Source organism: Rhodococcus sp. PAMC28707 (assembly GCF_004795915.1).
In the GTDB taxonomy this organism is placed as follows: domain Bacteria; phylum Actinomycetota; class Actinomycetes; order Mycobacteriales; family Mycobacteriaceae; genus Rhodococcoides.
Map to the genome: position 1 here is coordinate 3,578,056 of NZ_CP039253.1, position 18,603 is coordinate 3,596,658.

General features: G+C 59.6%; 5 protein-coding genes. All 5 read right to left on the bottom strand.

Features of this window, described 5'->3' with window-relative positions:
* Window positions 1–24 precede the first annotated feature (24 nt).
* The 5 genes from E5720_RS16460 to E5720_RS16480 all read right to left on the bottom strand — a co-directional run bounded on the left by E5720_RS16460 (window position 25) and on the right by E5720_RS16480 (window position 18,603).
* Window positions 25–2,289 (bottom strand): 3'-5' exonuclease, encoded by a 2,265-nt coding sequence (locus tag E5720_RS16460; RefSeq protein WP_136172757.1) that lies wholly within the window; start codon window positions 2,287–2,289, stop codon window positions 25–27.
* Window positions 2,289–4,700 carry a DUF262 domain-containing protein gene (locus tag E5720_RS16465; protein ID WP_136171534.1) on the bottom strand — a complete coding sequence of 804 codons (2,412 nt, stop codon included), beginning with the start codon at window positions 4,698–4,700 and terminating at the stop codon, window positions 2,289–2,291. The genes E5720_RS16460 and E5720_RS16465 overlap by 1 nt, the downstream gene beginning before the upstream one ends.
* 62 nt (window positions 4,701–4,762) lie before the next feature.
* Entirely contained in the window at window positions 4,763–11,131 is a 6,369-nt protein-coding gene (locus E5720_RS16470) for a DEAD/DEAH box helicase (RefSeq protein ID WP_136172758.1), read from the bottom strand.
* A gap of 83 nt (window positions 11,132–11,214) precedes the next feature.
* Window positions 11,215–13,968: a restriction endonuclease gene (locus tag E5720_RS16475; protein ID WP_136171535.1), complete on the bottom strand. Its 2,754-nt coding sequence runs from the start codon at window positions 13,966–13,968 to the stop codon at window positions 11,215–11,217.
* Between the two features lie 51 nt (window positions 13,969–14,019).
* Window positions 14,020–18,603 (bottom strand): DNA methyltransferase, encoded by a 4,584-nt coding sequence (locus E5720_RS16480; RefSeq protein WP_136171536.1) that lies wholly within the window; start codon window positions 18,601–18,603, stop codon window positions 14,020–14,022.

Consider the following 18,603-nt stretch of genomic DNA (forward strand, 5'->3'; position numbering starts at 1 on the left):
TATTGGATGACTGACGTCGCACTCTCACTCGATCGTCGACGAATTCAATAGCTCCGACCTGCGGCCACTCCAGGTCACCACGAGCTCATCCCGCGCCCGGCTTGCGGCGACGTACAGGAGTGAGCGCTCTCGCAACATAGCTTCATCACGTTCCTCTGTCGGAACCGAACGAAGAGTTGCCGCAGACGGGACGTGAGTGTTGTCGATTCCGGCGAGGACGACCCGCGAGAACTCCATCCCCTTTGCTCGGTGCATGGTGAGTACCTGCACGTGATCGGGGGATGCGGGGTTGTTGTCGAGAGCGCGGGCCTCAACTCCGCGTTCTCCCAAGGCGCGTACGAATTGGCTGCGGTCGTTGACTCCTCGAGTGAGGACTGCGATCGTTGAAGGGGCGACTGCGGGCAAATCAGTGCCCTCCTGTGGTGTGATCCAGTTCCGGACTAAGCCCGCCACTTTGTCGAGTTCATCAGCAGCGTCCGAGCATTCGACAAGCTCGGGGTTGGGGCCGAGGCGAGCCGACCGATACTCATCGGTCGACTCCTCACCCTGCTCGAGGTCCCTGTAATTAGCGCCGGACAGAATGCTGACTGCAAAGTGAAGGTTTTGTGCGGTGGTCCGGTAGTTCAATGTCAGGCGCCGCGACCGTCCCACGATCTTGATCCCGAACCGCGACAACACAATCGGCTGACCGTAAATGCGCTGGTGTGAATCCTCCGCGATGAACAGGTCGTTTGTGCCCTCGGCGACGAGGTTTCGCAGCAACGCCCAGTGTGTGGCGTGCAAGTCCTGTGCCTCGTCGACGAGTACGTGATCGGCGAAAAAGCCCTTACCTGTCTGGGCACGAAGTCGAAGCTGCTCCGCGGCTAGTGCCAAAATCTCAGGGAAGCTGAGGCTGCCGTCCATCCGGCTCTGTCGACGGAACGCCTCGACTACTTTCCAGACCGCGATCCGTTGCGGACGGCTGAGTCGAACCCCGCGGCCAGGGCGGGCGACTTTCGCATACTGCTCGAGTGTCGTCACCTTGTTTGCGAGAATTACTGCGACATACTCGTTTTCCAGGAATCCCGGTGTTGCAAGTTTGACGTCTAGGCCGCTACTGACTGTTTGGACCACATCTCGCCAGACTTTGTCGGTGTTGGTTCGATTGTTGGTCAGTTCCACGCCGCGGTAACCGAGAACGTACTCGGCAGCATCTGCTATATCACCGGCCTGATTGATGGCGGCGTTTCCTAGAGCGTCGATTCCACCGACGTAAATTCCTGGGTCGCCGAGACGGTTTGCGATCACGACGTTGGGGTCGAGACTTTGAAGGGCAGTCTTGAGGTCGGCGGCCAGCGTCTTGTTGTAGGTTGTCAAGACAATCCTGGCAGTCGGATCAGTCTTGGCGATGCGATGAGCGCGATGGATCGCCACGACGGTCTTGCCCGTCCCGGCTCCACCGGAGAGCCTGAAGGCGCCATTGTGGTTCTGCTCGACGTACTTTCGCTGCTCGGGGTGCAGGAACGTGCGCCACGCGGCGAAGTCGCCGCCCTCGATAACGCGTCGTAGTTCCTCGTCGTCTTCGACGAAGGTGAACTGCATCTTCGACGCGGGTTGTTCGAGAGCCTTGAGGATCTTCTCGTCTTCGTCGAGGTTTTCGTCGATGGGGTTCTCTGTGAAGCCATGCTTTTCGCGGATGGTGTCGATGTGTAGGCCGGTTGCCAAGTCGAGAAGTGCACTGCCTTGCCAACCGACGGCGTTTGCCGCGATGTCCAGGAGGACGTCTTCATTTGCAGCGGCATGTGCGCGCTCCGCAAGCTCTTGTTCCAGACCGAGTCGATCCGTGAGATCGCTGAGACTGAATCGTTCTGCGAGGTACCCCTTGGCCTGAGCTTTCAGCGCGCGGTCCAGCTCACCCCGCGGGTCGGGAACAACTGTGCGCTTCTTGCGATCGTCCTCACCGTCGAGTTCGCCGATGATGCCCTCGAGAACGCCGTTGATCGGGTTTACACGTAGCCGAGATCTCTCCGCCAGCTTGTTGGCCTCGTCGTGCGGCCATGTCCCCATGTAGATGAATGTTGGGTCGTCGCCGAGCTTGTCATCGACCTTGAAGAGAATTGCACGGAAATGTTGGTCCACTCGTCCGGTGCGGACGCGCGGATCGACCGCAGCGTTGAGCGGTTCGATATGCAGGCCCGGAGTGGTGTGGTTGACGGAGAGCTTCTCGATGAAGGCCCACACCTTGTCCTTAGTGCCCTTGTCGAGCTTTCGCATCGCCTTGGTGTTCGACGCGATGACCAAGTTCGCCATTAGTGCACTCCATTCGAGGTCAATGTGGTCAGCCATTTCACGGTTGTTCCTGCGGCGATCAGCCGGTGGAACTGAGGCATCATGGTCTCGATCTGAAGCATCATGCTCAGCGCCGCGAGGACTTCGTCGGTCGTTGCGGCCTCGATGAAGTCTGCCGATTCCAGGTGTGTAAGGTTCTTGCCCGGTATCGTGGCCTGGGGGTTGCTTATAGTGAAGGCGGCGAACGCTTGGGTGAATTCGTCTCGAAGATGACGAGTGTCTTCTTCTGTCACGGCGGTTGACGCAAGTTCTTCCATCTTGGGCAAGAACTTGATTAACTCCGCAAACGGGCTGGCTTCAGTTGTTTCGTCCTCGGGTTCGGCAGCGTCAGTGTTGCGTAGTGTGAAGACCAAGTCGTCGGTATCCACGTCGAGGTGGTCGAACAGCTTCCGCAAAACCGCAAGCTTTGCGCGAGTAGAGGTCGCGGTCACGACCGTCAACCCTGGCACTACCAAAGAGTCCCTGGGGGAGATCTCGTTCGGATACTCAGCTATTGCAAAGTCGCTTGACTCGCCCGAATAAGCAAAGATCTCTTCGCGGCGTAGGTCCACGAGGGTCCGGATGACCTCGACGAACGCGTCCTTCCAGCTCGTTACAGTCTTGTTAGCATCCCCGAACTCGAACGACACGATTGTGCGGTTGGTGAAGGATTCGTCGTCGCCCATTGGCAGGGAGGGCAGCGGCGGCACGTAAGGTTCGAAAACCGTAGACGGCAGCGGCCAGTAAGCGAGCGCGACGTCGGTCAGTGCTTGCGTGCGCTCCTTGAGCTGCGCTTCCGTCCACACATCAGAGTTCTTCAGCAGTGAATTAAGCCTGTACGGCGAGTCATCGAACCCGTTGTCGCGCTTCTTCTTTTCCGCAAACGTGGAGTTCGAGTAACTAGAGTTGTATCCGGTAACCGTCAGGTTGCCGATGCGATTGCACCAGGTGGCGTGTATCGCGTCGGCGTCGACACCGAGGTCGTGACGCCACGCAGCGGTCAGTGTTTGGGGCATGATGTGTTCAATGCTGATCGACTGGCTCTCCAATGCTCCGGCGATGTCGTGGGTGTCGTTGGACCAGTTGTTCTCAAGGCACTCGAACAGGTAGTTGCGGTTCTCGCGGTTGATGTTATAGAGGTTGCGAGTGGCGAAGGATTCCTTGAACTCGGCGTCAGTAGGAAATCGACCAGAGGCGGCCCTTCGTCGCAGAGAATATGCCAGCACGTCTGAGAACCGGTCACCTTCGCCGCGAAGGCGATGAATTTCGGAGTACAGGGTTGCAAAGATCTTGTTGAGGGCGCTGGTAAGGACTCCGCTGATGAAACGTCTAAAAAGGTAGGAGTCAAGGATCGCGATTACCCTCGTGAAGTCCTCAGGTGACACCGCTCCGGTCTTCACCTCGCCGAGAAGCGGCATGGTCAATGGCAGCGTGACGTCATGTTTCACCATGTTGAATCGGCGCAGCCGACTGTCGGCATGGGCGATGCCCGTGCATGCGTTGTTGAGCTCATGACTGTAGTCGGCGTAATCGCGCATCTCCGATAGGATTTCGCGAGTAGTGGACACAGAGTTCTTCTGGTATTCGCGGAACGCCTCGTAAACGCCATCCTGTCGAGGCGTCTTGCCGGTCTTAGAAACTAGATAGAAGCGGATGAACCAGTCGGTGCGGTATTCGACGGCCTTCTCGACACGGTTCCAGTAGTTCTCGTACAAATCTTCTTGTTCATGACTTGGTTGGTGCATCAACACCACGTTGCGGATCTTGTCGGCTTCACTGAGCTCAAGGCCAGTGGAGTTGATGCTCTCAAAGATTCGCTGGGGATCGTCCTGCTGCTCTAAGTCCAGCGCCATAACTTGCAGACGGAATATGGCTGTCCAGATCTGGTCCCCGTCGAGTTCTCCCTCGGCGATCCGCTGGCGAAAGTATCGGTAATTGGCGGTGATAGCGGACGTCTCGATCAGGGTGTCTCCGCGCAGGAGTCGGCTATAGGCATCGTTGTCGTTCTTGACCGGCTTGAGCTTGAACTTTACCGCGTCGTTCCTGGCCTTGAGGACGAGATAACTGTCGCGGATGTCGGACGCCAGGTTTGGATCCTGGGAGGAAGTAATGCCGTCGTCCAGCGCGTGGACCAGTGCCAGCATCAGCAGGCTGGTGGTGGTCAGCCGTTGTTGACCGTCGATCACAACGTATTTGAACGATGTCTCCGGGTTGCCCACAATCGCGCCGAAGAAGTGCGTTTTGCGGTCCTCGCGGATGATGTCGATCAGGTCGTCGAATAGTCTGGCGCAGTGCTTGAGCTTCCAGTCGTAGTTGCGCTGGTAGACAGGAATCCAGAGGTGTTTGCTGTTGCCATCGAACAGTTCGGTGACTCGACTGATGCTGCCCTGCACTGCTTACCTCTTCTCTCAGTCCTGCATTGCTCCTACGGCGTCGCAATGACGATGTGACCCGACTATGACGCGCTCCGCAGAGCTACCGCAATCTGTTCTATATCAGGTGTGCACAGGGTCCAACCCGCCTCAGACATCGTATTTGTAGTCGCGTCGTCCGGAGCAAACAGCACGCCGATGCGCATGTCGCGCCACGCGAAATCGACGACCTCGCCGTCGTCGGTCTCGAACCCAACGATCGGCACAGGCAAGTCTGTCGCTGCGAGTTCGATCACGAACTTCTTCTCAGCATCGGAGACAGTCGAGTCGTAGACCGCCTGCCACTCTGCCGTTAGTTCGGCTACCGGGGCCGCAGCAGGCGCGCTAGCGCCAGCCTCGACGAGACTGCGCGTTGTGATGTGGTGATTTCTGCTCAGCCCCAGCCAATTCGACAACCGGAGCCACTCCTTCCACGCACGGCCGTCGTGAACCTCAAGCTTCTCATCCCGGTCGTCGACGACGAGCACAGCTTTGATCTTTCGCGAGTCATGATGCATTGCGGCTGTTATTGAAAGTGGCCCGTCAACGTGGAACCAGCACATATCGACTCCGTCCCCGAACGCGGCGGAGGCGCCATCAAGAAGTCTGACGGCATTTGCGGTGACAGTCTCACCGTCACCTTTGACACGGTTGTCCGATCGCACCAGCGCCATTGGCAACCATTTGCCTACCGACTCCCACGCGTCGAGGTCAGGGTCCGTGATGAAAGCAACCAGTGTGGTGACGGGGTCTGCAGCGAGCTGTTTGACGATGGCCGGGCGCAGCGCACCAGCCTTCATTGCAGTCGACGAGCCACTGTCGGTCAGCCATGGGGGCTGGACCAATTCATGGGTCTTGAAGCGTTGCAAGTCTTCGTGGCCGAACGACCACACGAGATGTCCACTGTCGCGCAGAATTGCTCGCTTGGTGGCGTCGTCGGCGACACGGTTGTGGCCAGGCGTGGCGTGAAACTTTCGGCCGTCCGCGAAGATCGCGATGCGGGGAACATCGGAATCATTTGTCGCGAGCTCGAAGTCGGGCTTCGAGTTGGCCATATGCACCTGGGGAGTGAGTTTCCATGTACGAATCTTCTTGCCAGGCAAAACAATCGTCGCCGACGGTCCGTAGGTGCCAGGGGTTTCCTTGACGGTCGCACCCATCGTGCGCAAACGCTCGACGAACGCAACATAGAACTCTTTCTCCAGCGGTGACTCGTCGCCGCCGATCGGCTTCCCGCGAGGTCCTTCCCTGACCGATTTGACCCACTCATCGCGATTCGGTTCGACGTCGTCATCCACATCGAGAAGATCGTTCAGCACACGCAGCGCGGTCATGCGGGATACCTTGTCCAGCTCATGTGGCGGCGAGAACGGCAGCAGGCACTTGTGGCAGGCGAGCCGGTCGTGTCCGGCGCAATCGCAATCTCGCACTACCGCCCGGGCTGCGTCGAGTACCGCCCAGACCTTCGCCGGATCGGCGAACTCGGCGAGATATCCGGTGCCGCCCGGAACAGTGTCGTGGATCAGCAGAGCCCGCTGGCTGGGGGCGTACAGGGCGTCAGTGATAGTCGCGACGTCGAGGTGTTCGGGGGAGCCGCCGATGACCTGTCGCAGGCCCAACAGAATTGCCGCACTGAGGCTGGGGTGAGCGAAGAGGTCATACTCCAGCGACTTGGGTAGGTGCAGCAGCACACCCTGCGTGCGGAGAGTACGTGCCAACGCGATTTCGCGGACATGCTCGGTTGCTGCGTTCCGGTGCCGGCACCAGCTTCGGTGCTCGTAACGACTATTGCGGCCCGCCGACCGATCCAGCTGCCCGCATGACGAGCACACTCGGAACAAGCCTGTAGTTGTGTCCTGCCCAGCTATGGTGCGGGTGCCGCCCTGAGAAGTCCGGCGTCCCATGTTGAGCCACCGAACGTCTATGCGACGCAGGTACTCCGCGCCGAACTCGTGATTGTCGACGAACCACGCGCGCTCGACGTTGACGGGATCGATATCCGCGGCGGTGACGACCGTGAACGACTCCTTGTGCCGCTCGTCGCGTGCATCGTTGATTGACGCCTCGTCCCGGCGGACCTCGGCAGAGACGCGGGCCATCTCAACCACCTGAAGCTGCTGGCTCACGTCCGCGATCGCACCGGTGCCGCATCGCGGGCATGCCGTCACCGACGGTGGTTCCTCGCCTGCAAGTGTGATGCCTGCCCAACCGCACTGGGGGCACAGTCGCCAGGTGTGGATGTTGGATTCGCCGGCGCCCAGGTCTACGGCATCGATCCGAGCAGCCAACCCCTGTGCGTAGAACGTGGCGCCTGGTGCCAATTCTGTCAGGGCAACCCGAGAACCCCTTTGGTAGCTAGTGGCTTCGCCCATGTACTGGTTGGTATCGGGGTCGATCCAAGTGACGCCGACGTCGAGGGTGACAGCGTCGTCGAGCAATGTGTAGTTGGGCAGCACGCCGTAGCGTTCGAGGACACTGATCCAGTAGTCGTCGGTGAGATCGTGGATTTGTCCGCCGACCAACCGAAGAGAGCCCTTGGCGGTTCGTAGGTCGCGGAGGTCGTCGTCCGTGGCGGCGGGGGAAGACGCACGACGCTCGAACTCGTCCATCTCCGCATCAACAGCATCACGCCGGGCGGTCAGCTCGGTGAGGTCACGGTTCCAGCGATGTACCGCATCCTGCAAACTGGTTACAAGTCCGCCTGGGCCTCCACCGTCGCTTGGTGTTGCCCATGCGCGCAACGACATACGGGTGTGTTCGTCGAGCACCTCGTCGAACTGCGCCAGGAACCCGTCGACGAGCGATTTGGCGTCGAGGTCCACGGCAGCGAGTAGCTCTGCCATCCAGCTCCCCTGGTCGAAACTTCCGAGCACGGCGCGTGCGCCGCGCGGCGCAACGGTGCTCGAATCTCTGGCAAGGCGGTCGATCACGTGGGCAACGTACTGGCGTTGCAGGATCTCTTCGGCAGTGAGAAAGGTTGCTGGCGGGCGAACTTCGCCCTGGATCACCGAGGTCGGGTCATACAGTTTGGGTAGGTGCTCACCACGGCCGCGGACGAAGGCGAGGACCAACGAGTTTCCGGTAAGACGCCCCGCACGGCCCACCCGCTGAAGGTATGAGGCGACGGTGCGCGGCAGCGATCCAAGCATCACGGTAGAGAGGTCGCCGATGTCGATGCCCATCTCCAACGTGGGCGTGGCGACAAGAACGTTCGGAGCCTGTGGGTCTGCACCGCCACGCTTGAACGCGGTCTCGTAGCCCAGTCGGGTTGCGGTGGGTAGGAGCGATGTGTGCTCACGAGCAACGACGCGTTTCATCTCGGCGCTGTCGTAGAGCCGCCGATAGAAGTTCTGCGCCTTTGGTGCGCGGGCGAGCGTGCCTGGACAGCGCACGAGCAGGCAAGGTGCACCATCCAGCTCATCGACGACGATTATGCTGCCGGGGGTCGGGGTCTGACAGACGCTGCAGACCAGCAGATGACGCTTATCGGCGAGATCGGCGTCGGCGGGCGCGGAGACAATCACGGCGGCTGCAGGGAGTGCATATGCGGTGAGGCCGCTCTCGGTCAGTATTGCCGTGAGTACCCGTTGCTCGGCAAGGACCGAAAACAACGAGCGGGCTAGGAAGCTGCCGTCAAACGGCGACACCCCCAGGCACTGCGACGCCCATCGGGCGTACCAGGACGATGCTGACGTAAACGCATCGAATCCTTCAGGCACAGAACGTGATCCGACTGCTGGAAACGCGGGGGCAGGCCGCCCCTTGGGGAATGCAGGCATGCCCTCGCCCTTCGGGCGAGCGCCCCACACCCAGCGGCGGTTCGCGTCTTTCTCGACGAACTTGCGCAACCACGGGTGATGTATTGCACCACGGGTACGGACACGTTCGACGGTACCGCGAACCCAGCGGGCTACTGCCGCTGAATCTGGCGTGCTGAGCGTCAGCTGATGCTCTGTGGCGTTTAGAGCGGCCCGTCCAAGGCGGACGGGGCGGTCGGGACCACCCAATCCGACTTCGGCGACCGCGCTGCCAGTGAGTTCGAGTGTTCGGCCAAGCCTGGACTGCAAACCGAACTCTAGGTCGATGTCAAACTCAAGCCGCCGCAGCACCTTTGCGGTTGCCTTGGTTCGCGCCGAAGTGGGTGAACCAGGCTTCCAGAACGGTGCGAACTCGTCGTGGTCGACGATGTCGGGTGCGAGGAGGTGGTAGCGCCGGGCGGGATCCTCACCGGCGCGTGCGATAAGTGCTTCGCAGACTTCTGGCAGGGTCAGCGACGAGCCAGCGATAGCGCTGCGCAGGGTTGAGCGGAAGCTGAGAGTGTGGGAGCGCGCTTGGACAAAGCCGGCGCGATGGGCGGCGTCCTGCACGCTGTCGGTGAACATCAACGCCTTCTTTTCGTCAGCGTCGAGGCGGGCATCACCGAAAAGGTTCGACAACGTAACCGAGAGTTGCGTGGCGACGGCGCTTCCGAGAAATCTGATGCCGTCGGCGACGCCGCAGGCGGGGCAGGTGTCATTCTTGGATCCTTCTTCGACGTTCTCGCCCGTCAGGACGAGAACCGGGAGAACTCTTCCCTCGAGGTCGTCGGTGCTGTCGGCCCCGGGTGCGTTATCGGAGATTTCGCGGTCGTCGATGCGGAACCAACGAAGTCCTTCGATTTGTTCGTCGGGACGGGTTTGGACGCGCAGCGCTTCGGCAGGCGCGGAAATCAAAGCGCGGAAGCGCGAGGCGCCCGAGGCGTGGTCGGCGCGAATCGACTCGTCGGTTACATCGAGGGTATGGCCAGTGGGGGCCAGGCGAGCACCCCACCCTGAGCGGCCGCAGTGTCGGCAGTACAGCGCCGGAAGGTGCATGACGTCGCCGTCTTCTTGCACTCCGTCATCGGACCAGCGATAGGAAGTGTTGGTGGCAACGGCACGGTCGATGCGGGAGAGCTCCCGGATCCATAGATGCACATCTACGTTCAGTGCCGAGCGCCCCACTTCAGCGCGCAGGTGGGATAGCGCCGCGAATAGATAATCGAGGAATCGTTGTTGCGCCGTTCGAATACGGCGCGTGTCGCGTTCGATTGCCGGAATATCGAACACGGCTGCTGCAAGATCGGCAAGCGAAACTGCAATGCTCGCGTGAGTGAGCAGTTGGGCCAGCAGCGGATGGCCCTTGAGGAGATGTAGCTGTTCGTCCGAACTCAGGCGGCGTACGTCGTTGACGCTGAGGCGGCGATCTGTGTCCAGGTCATTTGCAGTGGTGAACAGTTCGGTGCGTTCGAACACCTCGGCTCGCTGGAACAGCTCGGCGAGCACTGCCGCAGTCACGGCCGCGTTGCTTGGTGACCCGGACGTGAACGCGTCGAGACGTTCCGCGGATTCGACCAATTCCGGGGCCTTCGCCTCGAATAACCGATCGAGGGACGTGTCGCGGTCGCTCAACCATTCCGCAACGGTGAGGCGCGTCTCGCCGATGACAGCGTCGGGTTCGAACGGTTCGCCGAATACAGTGCGCGCAAAGCTCAGCATCGCTCTTGGCTCGGCCCTGGAGCCGAGCGTGGCGGATGTCGCGACGGGGGTAATCCGCCCGAGCGGGCGGGCTCGGTCTTTGTCGGTGACGGGTGATGAATCTGTCCAGTGCGCCTTGACTGTGAGGCCGAGCCGGCGCAGAAGCATGGCCACGTCGGTACCTTGCGCGCCGTCGTAAGTGTGGAACTCGTCGAGGACCACGTATTGCAACGATTCGGTTGAGAGTCGCCAGATGTCGGAACGATCAGGATGCAGAAGGAGGTGGTCAAGCATCTTGTAGTTGGTAAGCAGGACGTCAGGTGGAGCGGAGTGCATCAAAGAGCGGTCGGTGATAAGGCCTTCGTCGCTGACCTTAGTTCGGCCGCCGGTTGACTGTTCGCCGGTGTAGAGGCCGGCGGACACACCTGATAGTTCAGAATTCTCGGCAATCACACTGGCAAGGCGTTCGGCTTGGTCGTTGGCGAGCGCATTCATTGGGTAGAGAATGAGGGCCTTCATGCCGGTGACGCCGGCAGCCTTGGCGCGCAGAACGTGGTCGAGGATCGGATACAGGAAGGCCTCGGTCTTTCCAGATCCGGTGCCTGTAGTCACAAGCGTTGGTTGGGGACGCGTTTGGAACTTCGTGGACAACCGTTCGAATGCGAAGGCCTGATGGCCGTAGGGGATGAATCCGGCTGGGCACCAATCAAGGTGCATGCCCCAGTTGCCCACAGCTGGGGCAAAGGGGAGTCGGAGCCGCACGTAGGGGCCTTTGAACATGCCAGTGTCGGAATGGCCGACAAAGTCGGACAGGGTGCCCTGGGCGTCGGGGTCCGTCAAGGCGAACGTCGTCGCGAGGTAGTCGGTCAATCCTTCGCGCAGGTTGTTGGCTTGAATGGTCGGTAGTAGTGCTCCCACGCTCAACTTCTCCTGTCGATCTGTCGAATCTCTTAATCTCGTCCAAACGCACACGGAGCTGGTTGGGTCAGGCTGGAGCGTGATCAGGCATCCTTGCTCGACTTTCGCGGAACGGGCAACGTCTTTACACCCGCGAATCGTGCCCAGCTCCGGAGGTGACCACCAAGACCCTTTGTCGTGGAGTCTGTCCACTGAGCGGATATCGTGGAGCGGACGGCGCTGCCTACTGCGAAGCCAGGCGCTGATGGGTTCTGCTCGAGAACGTTCAAGCCAGCTTGAACGCCGGGGACCGCTTTCATCAATGCCAGCAGTTCACCCGAATCGATCCTGCCGTCTTCTATGAGGCTGGGTTTGGCGAGCGTGATAGTTCCGTCCTCTGCCACTTCAACAGCGTTTAGAACCAGCAGCGGCCTGAGTGCCCGTTTTCGAGACTCTTCCACTACAACGACGCCGCTCGAGACCTCAAGAAGCAGCTCCATTGATGGGCGCGGGGCATCATGGGGGAATCCGCCGCGCGATCTTCGGCCAAGTTTGGCTCCGAGTAGGCTGCCACTTCCCGAAGTCCCTTCAGGCGGTGCAGTCCACGAGATTCCAGACTTGGTCTCCGCTAGGCCGGAATACTCAAACCACTGAAGATGCACTCGTGCGTACGAAGTCCACGTCGATTCTGATACTTCTACGGCGGGAAATGCACTGGGTAGCTCCTTCGAGAAGGAGCTGATTGAAACGTTTCCAAGTCGTTCTGCCAGTGAAAGAAAAGCTGAGTAGGAACGGTGACGGCGCAGAGATGAAGAGACGCGGCGGCGAAGCTCGGCTTCTTGGTCCGCCGAGTTCCAAATTTCAGAAAGCAGCTGGACCCGGTTTGGCTCATAGGTCGTTGTACCTAGAAGTCGAAGCTCACGACTCAGGTTAAAGACGGCATTCTCGCTGGTGCCCAGTCGACCAGCAATATCGGGCACACTACTGTCCCCGTCGTCTCTACGAACCTCGCGGAGCAACCTTGCAACTGAGTTGGGGCTCTGTCGAAGAATGTACGAGTCCTCTACAGGAATCCGACCGTTATTTAGATAGTCGCGAAAAATGTCCCAGTAAGTATCAAGGCGCTCGCCGACTTGTACAACCAATCTCCTGTTTACAAGCGATTCCACTACGGGCGCAGTCACTCGCTCCATTACCTCGCTAATGGCGATCGGTGCGTACCGGGCTATATGTCGAAGAGCTTCTTGTTCAGTTGGACCTAATTCGGCGAGATCTGCGTCGAATAATCCCTGGACGTTAAGTGCCTCACTCGCAAGCCTTTCTTGTGATGCTCCAGACTTTATTTCGCGGATCAAGTGTCCAGCTAGTTTTTTGAACAGCCATGGGAGGCCCTGGCTGTATTCGCGAAGGCGAGTCTTTAGGTCTTTCGCAAGCGGTTTATCAATTTCTTTCTCAAGACGCCGAAGAAGCGTGTCAATTTCGGACGCGCCTAAAGGACCGATCGTAAGTACTGTCGCGTTTGATCGAATGTCGTCTCGAAGTTGGTAAGGATGACTCTCCGTCCAGCCGACGAGATCGGTCTTCCAGGCAAATCCGATCAGGATTCGATCGGATAGATCACGTGCGGTAAGTGCGAGGTCGCGAAATTCCCGGGTAAGGCTTTCGTCTCTGAAGACATTCTCGAACTGGTCGAAGAATACGATTAGCGGACCGCCCGTCCATGCGGCGTCGGCTAGTGTCTTCGCCGCGCTTGATAGACTGCCCCAACTAGCGTTGGCGGGTAACATGAGAACGCCTTCGGTATGGGCTTTCTGTGCGGCAACTCGTAAAGAATCAGTGACAAATCTGCGGTGTGTTGCGGTCCGCGAATCAATAATTAGCGAGCAGCCGGAGCGCTCTGATGCGATAGATTGGAGTCGAAGTGCGGCCGAACTCTTCCCCCATCCCGATTGCGCATTCAGCACCACTACGCCCGCTTTGTCGTCAATCGCATTCTCAAGCTGGCGGACTAGTGATTTGCGTCCGACAAAGAACCTTGGCGAAGCCGGCAACTGATATTCGAAGTCTGATTGACTCCCGTTGACCGTGACGATCATATCAACGGGTTCCTGAGCTGGCTCTTGTGCCTCTGATGGCCCGTGAGCGTCTACGACGGGTCTCTCTTGAGAGTACGGATCGATTGACAGGGCAGTTGTGAGCGGTTCTGGAACGGTTCCGTTGGTTCCCCAGACGAGTACGCGGAGTGGCGTACGCTTGTCCCTGTCTAACTCGATGCAGGCGGAGTAGACACCATGAGCACTAACGATAACCGCAGGGTCGCTTTGCAGAATACCGTCAATTGGGCAGTCGACGATCGTCCGGCGTTCCTTCAGGAATGCAACGATGGATCTTGAGGTGAGGCAGCGAAAACTATTGTCATTCTTTGTGATCAGGTCGGCAAGCTGTTGTCCATTCGATGTTAGGCGGGGGATGGCAACAAAGAACCCTTGTGTGGCTGGATCTGTGTATCGACGTGTGACGACCTTGCTGTGGAACGTCCCAAGCATGGCGGCGCTGACTGCGCTGGTGTAGGCCTTGCACTCTGCAAGTGCCGTGTGTGCAGAGAGTTCATGGGTTGCGACGACATCGATTTCGATACCATTCGCAGTTACATTCAGGCTCTCGCGAGTGGGCTTAGAGTATCCAAACGCATGAAGTAGCTGAGCAACGAACTTCTCAAAAATGTGTCCACGCGCATTGTTGACAGCAGAAGTCGAATCCCCCTCAGCAAGAACGATTATTGCTGGATCCGACAGGGCGACTGCGGGCATCTCGGCCGTATGTGGTGCCAGGCCATCAAGGCTGACGTTATTGCTCACTACGTTCCTTTGTCAGAGTGTGATTGTCCGAAGTGTGTAGGGTGCTCGGCATCATCCGGGCAGAAGCTTCGTGAAGTGTTCGTGGGAGACCATCATGTCGCGTTCGCGGTCGACGCCGGTGAAGGGCTCGTGGTAGGTGATGCCGTCGAGAGTGAGTTCGGCCAGCTTGAGGGAGCCCTTCTTGCGGTACTCGGACGCGAGCTTCGTCGGGAGCTGGCGGCCGGTTGCGTCGTATACGGCTTCGCGCTCGTACTTCTGCAGAACCGGGAACTGGGTGCGGTAGATCGTCAGCAGCTCCTCCGCTGTGATGCCGAGCATGATCGCGACGATCGCGTCGATCTCGACGAGGGCCTGGCGGCGGTCGATAGCGCGACGGAGAGGCGTTGTCCATTGCCATTCAGGGACAACAACCCCGAGCGGTTCGCGACCGGAGTAGACAACTCCTGCGCCTGGAACCCACGAATCCCGTTGCCACTCCGGCGCGTATAGCTCCTCCCATAGTCGCGCGTAAGCGCTTACGACGCAGTTCAATCGGAGGGTGCGGAGGATAAGTTGGCGTTCGAGTGGATGGTCGCGGATTACGGGCATCTTCTCGATCACACCGATCTTGATGTTGGCGACCCCCATGACTTTTGTCAGAAAGTCCGCTGCGAGCGACGAGGTGAACGCTGCGGCTCGGACCAGATCACATGGATCCGATGTTGTCATGGAGAACAGTCCTGAGATGTGAGTGGGACCAGGTGGAAGAAGCGCAGAATGGAGGGTTCGGACAGTGGCGGAATCTGCCATCGCTCGCCAAGCAAGGCGAAAGTAATTTGAGCTTGGCTGGCCGCTCCACTGCGGGTATGCAGCAATGTACTGGTCGAGCGGCTTGGCCACTTGGTAGTTGGTGCGGGGGATGAAGTCTGCGGGGATCGAGTCGAGGTCGACCTGAGAGTAATCCTTGTTGCTCCGCATCGATTCGTTCGGCTGCTGATTAAGAGGTGTCGCCACCGTTAGATGGGGGCCCTGGAGAATGGTCTCGTCCCATTCTCTCGGTATGCCCGAGCGAGATTCGAAGTAGCCGAGTTCACGATCGCGGTCTTCCTCCCAACCACGAGTCCATTGGAAACTGATATCGCCGAGCCGCGGGGCTGCCGCAATTCCATTGAGCACCGCTGCGCTCGCACGATTCACTGGGTACAGCATACGAGCCTCGCTTGGTGGGGTCCCCGGCTCATCAATGAGTGCTGCCCAGGTTGCCAATTCCTCGTCGGTCACCGTGATGACACGCTGGGCGTGGGGTCGCACATCCCAATTGCCTTCGTCATCCTTCACACCCGGCGCGGCGCCTGATCCGTCGTGGCTGAGCGACCGGCTTACCGTTTCCGGATGGTACAGCGAAGACCCTTGCAGAAATCGGACATTGGACGCGGCGCCATATACGTGGACGCCGTACTCCTTGGCGTTGTGAATCTCGAAAAGCCGCTTCTCGTTTCGGAACTGCCAGTGCTGTCGCAATCTTCGATACGTCTCCCCACGAAGCCTTCTTGCTCGAATCTCGGTGAAGTGGCTTTCGGGATGAATGAGTGCAGCGATGCCATTGCTTGCCATTGCTCTCCATGTGCGCTCCATGAAGCAGCGATACAGGTCTGGTTGTAGCCCTGTCAGGGCAGGCCGGTCTATGCCGGATCCGAGGTGCTCTTTTACGCCTGCTTGCTCGGCTCGTTCGTCTAGGAATGCTGCCTTCGTTACGGTGACGGACAAGGTTTCAGCGCGTTTTGGCCGTCGGATCGACTCGGCGGGCTTGTCTGTGAGTCGCCACCAGGGATCAAACTCGGCCAGTACTCCGGCCTCGTCCCAGTCGGGGCGGACCCACGGTGGATTACCAACCTGCAGGTCGAAACCGCTTGCTTTGAAAATCGGCGCGAAGTCGAGCTCCCAATGGAAGAATCCCTGCTGCTTGGAGATTTGCTGCGCGACGTCTAACCATGGGAACTGGTGGTACGCATAGCGGACAGGCATCGTCCGCGACAGCAGCAGGTCGTTCTGTTCGGCGAAGCCGAGTTCCTGCCAACTGGTGTCGCGACCGATGCTCATCTGACCGCGACGCTCGGCTGCAGTTTCCTTCACTGCGACGCCGAGCACCAACTCGAGTCCGCCGACCCACTGATCCCAATCCGGCGGTTCAACATCCGTCGTGAGCGGCCACGACCAGATTGCGCACCAGGCATCCATCACTCGACGAAGCCGCTGGTACGCACCGTTCGGGTTGCTCAAAACGTTCTCGATCTCCTCGCGCGTCACCACCGGGGTGTGCTCAACCGGATCCGAGCCCCACAGATGGATGTCGCGGCGGATCTCCGACTCCGCGATCGTCAGACGCCGCAGAGTGAAGTCCCATAGCGCCTCCACCCGCCGCGCCAACGCCTGCAAACGCTTCACGATTGCTTTGCTCGGCGATTTGCGGATCTCGTTACGCCAGAGCCGCAACTGTTCACGCTTCTCCGGCGCATACGTTTTCGCCTCGGCGGTGTCGATCACCGCGCCCCAGCCCTCCGAGGGGAGCAGGAAGTGGTGGATGCCGGCGCCGATCTCCTCACCCAGCGGCACGTCCTTCGAAGGCTCCTTTAGCCACTGCTTCTTTGCGAGAATGCTCGGTGCGTACACCGACCGCCGCGCGCCGATCAGCGAGTTGCCGCGACGCAAGTGCAAGCCGAACCACGGGGCCTGCAGGCCAGCGACCATTGTGTCGAGCCACAGCGTGATTTCCGCTAGCTCGACAGCGGTTGCATTGAGGTCGACACCGTACACCTGATGAAGCGCAATGTGCGCCTTCACTTTCTGCAGTTCGACTGGGTACTGGTCGGCGTCGATCAGCTCGCCCAGATCCTCTTGCTTGCGCTTCAGATACTCGGCGGCGAGCTGCCGAACTGCCTCGATCGCGAACGCACCCGAGCCGAGGGCCGGCTCGCAGATACTCAGCTCCAGGATCTGCTCAGGTGTCGTCCGATCGTCGTTCTGATCCAGCAACTCCTCAAGGGCCTGCGAGACCACGAACTTCGTCAATACCTCTGGTGTGTAGTACGACGCCGACTGTTGACGCTCGCGACCGGCGAGGCGGAACACGAACGTGCCCTTCTGGTGCAGCACTGGCTTGTCCTCACCAGTCGCGTCGTCAACCAAGCGCACGAAATCGTTCGCATCCAGGTGATCGGCGCGATGCACTGGAACTACCCACGAGCCCTTCCCCGGGTCGCCGTTCTTCGCGACCTCGTACAGATCATCCTTGGCAAAGAAACCGGTGTACGACATCAGTCCCTCGTAGACCGCGCCAAGTTGGTTGATGCCGAGCTCCGCGTACGAGATAAAGCCACGATCGGCACCTTTGCGGCGGCCCTTGGATTTCTTCGACAGAAGCAGGTGTTCGAGGACTCGCTGTGTAGCCTCGTTGCCCAGACCGACTTCGTCGATCAGCGCAGTCGAGGCGGGAGAGAATAGATCTGCTCGTAACGGCTGAAATTCGAGACCGGGCGCTGCGTCGTCCGCAACGTGCTCACGGACTGCCGGGACATGGCCTAGGTCTACGAGCCGGAACAGTGTCGCCAGTGATTCGTACAGGTGAGTTCCGGTACGGGCCTGCTCAGATACTAGCTCGGTGAGCGTCAGCTCGCGCAGCCTGTCGAGGCCGTAGCCTTCCTCGTACTCGGCGGCACCCGTTGGGAGAACACGCATTTCCGGCGACGCTTCTGCGTAGAGCAGGAACAAGATCCGATACAGGAACCGAAGGGAATGTTTGGCGAGGTCTTGTCCGTCGATGCCGTCGAGTGTGAAGCCGGAAGTGGTACGTCGCCGCACCACTTCGTTGGCGATGATCTCGATCGACAACCGGATACCCTCGCGCAGATCTTTCGAGACCCCGACAGTGTGTTTGACCGAATCTTCCAGCACTCCGGTCCACCAGATGTTGCCATCGGCGTCTGGAAGCAGGGCGTGGCGGCCGAACATCGCTGCAACGCGATCAATTTCGCCACCCCGCGCCTCGTGTCGACGTTCCGCGACGACCAGCAAATCGACGGCAAGGTACCGGCCTTCGGCCCAACGCTCGGCCTCTGCGAGCAATAGCCATTGTCCGGCCTGCACGACTATGAACGCGGGCGGTGTATCCGAGCGAAATGCTGCGGAGACAGCTTTCGATGCTGACTCGACTAGCTTGCCGTCCTCGGTGGCCGGCGCGATCAGCAGTCCGGTCTCCGCATCGAGAAGATCCTCGATCGAAGCGACGGGAATAGATTGTAAGAAGAGCACATTCGCAATGCCGTCGAGCTGAGCGCTGGGTATCTGAAGCTCCGAGCCAGCGCGCTCTGCGGTGAACGTAGAAAGCTCAGTTGGGTATCCGAATGTGGTCCGGGTCAAGGCGTGGGCTGCAGGTGTTGCGTCCGCATTCTCCGATAGTCCGGCAAGCGTCGTTTGGAGAGTCCCTGCCGCTGCGAGCACGTCGTCGCGGACCGTTGTCCGACCCTCCTTCTTCTCCGTATCCCAATACTTGCGAAGCTCGATGACCTTGCCGTGGAACGACTCTTTCACGGAATCGGTGGTGAAGTAGTGCTCGCTGATCCAGTCCTCGCCGATGACGATGGAATCGAAAGACGCCAC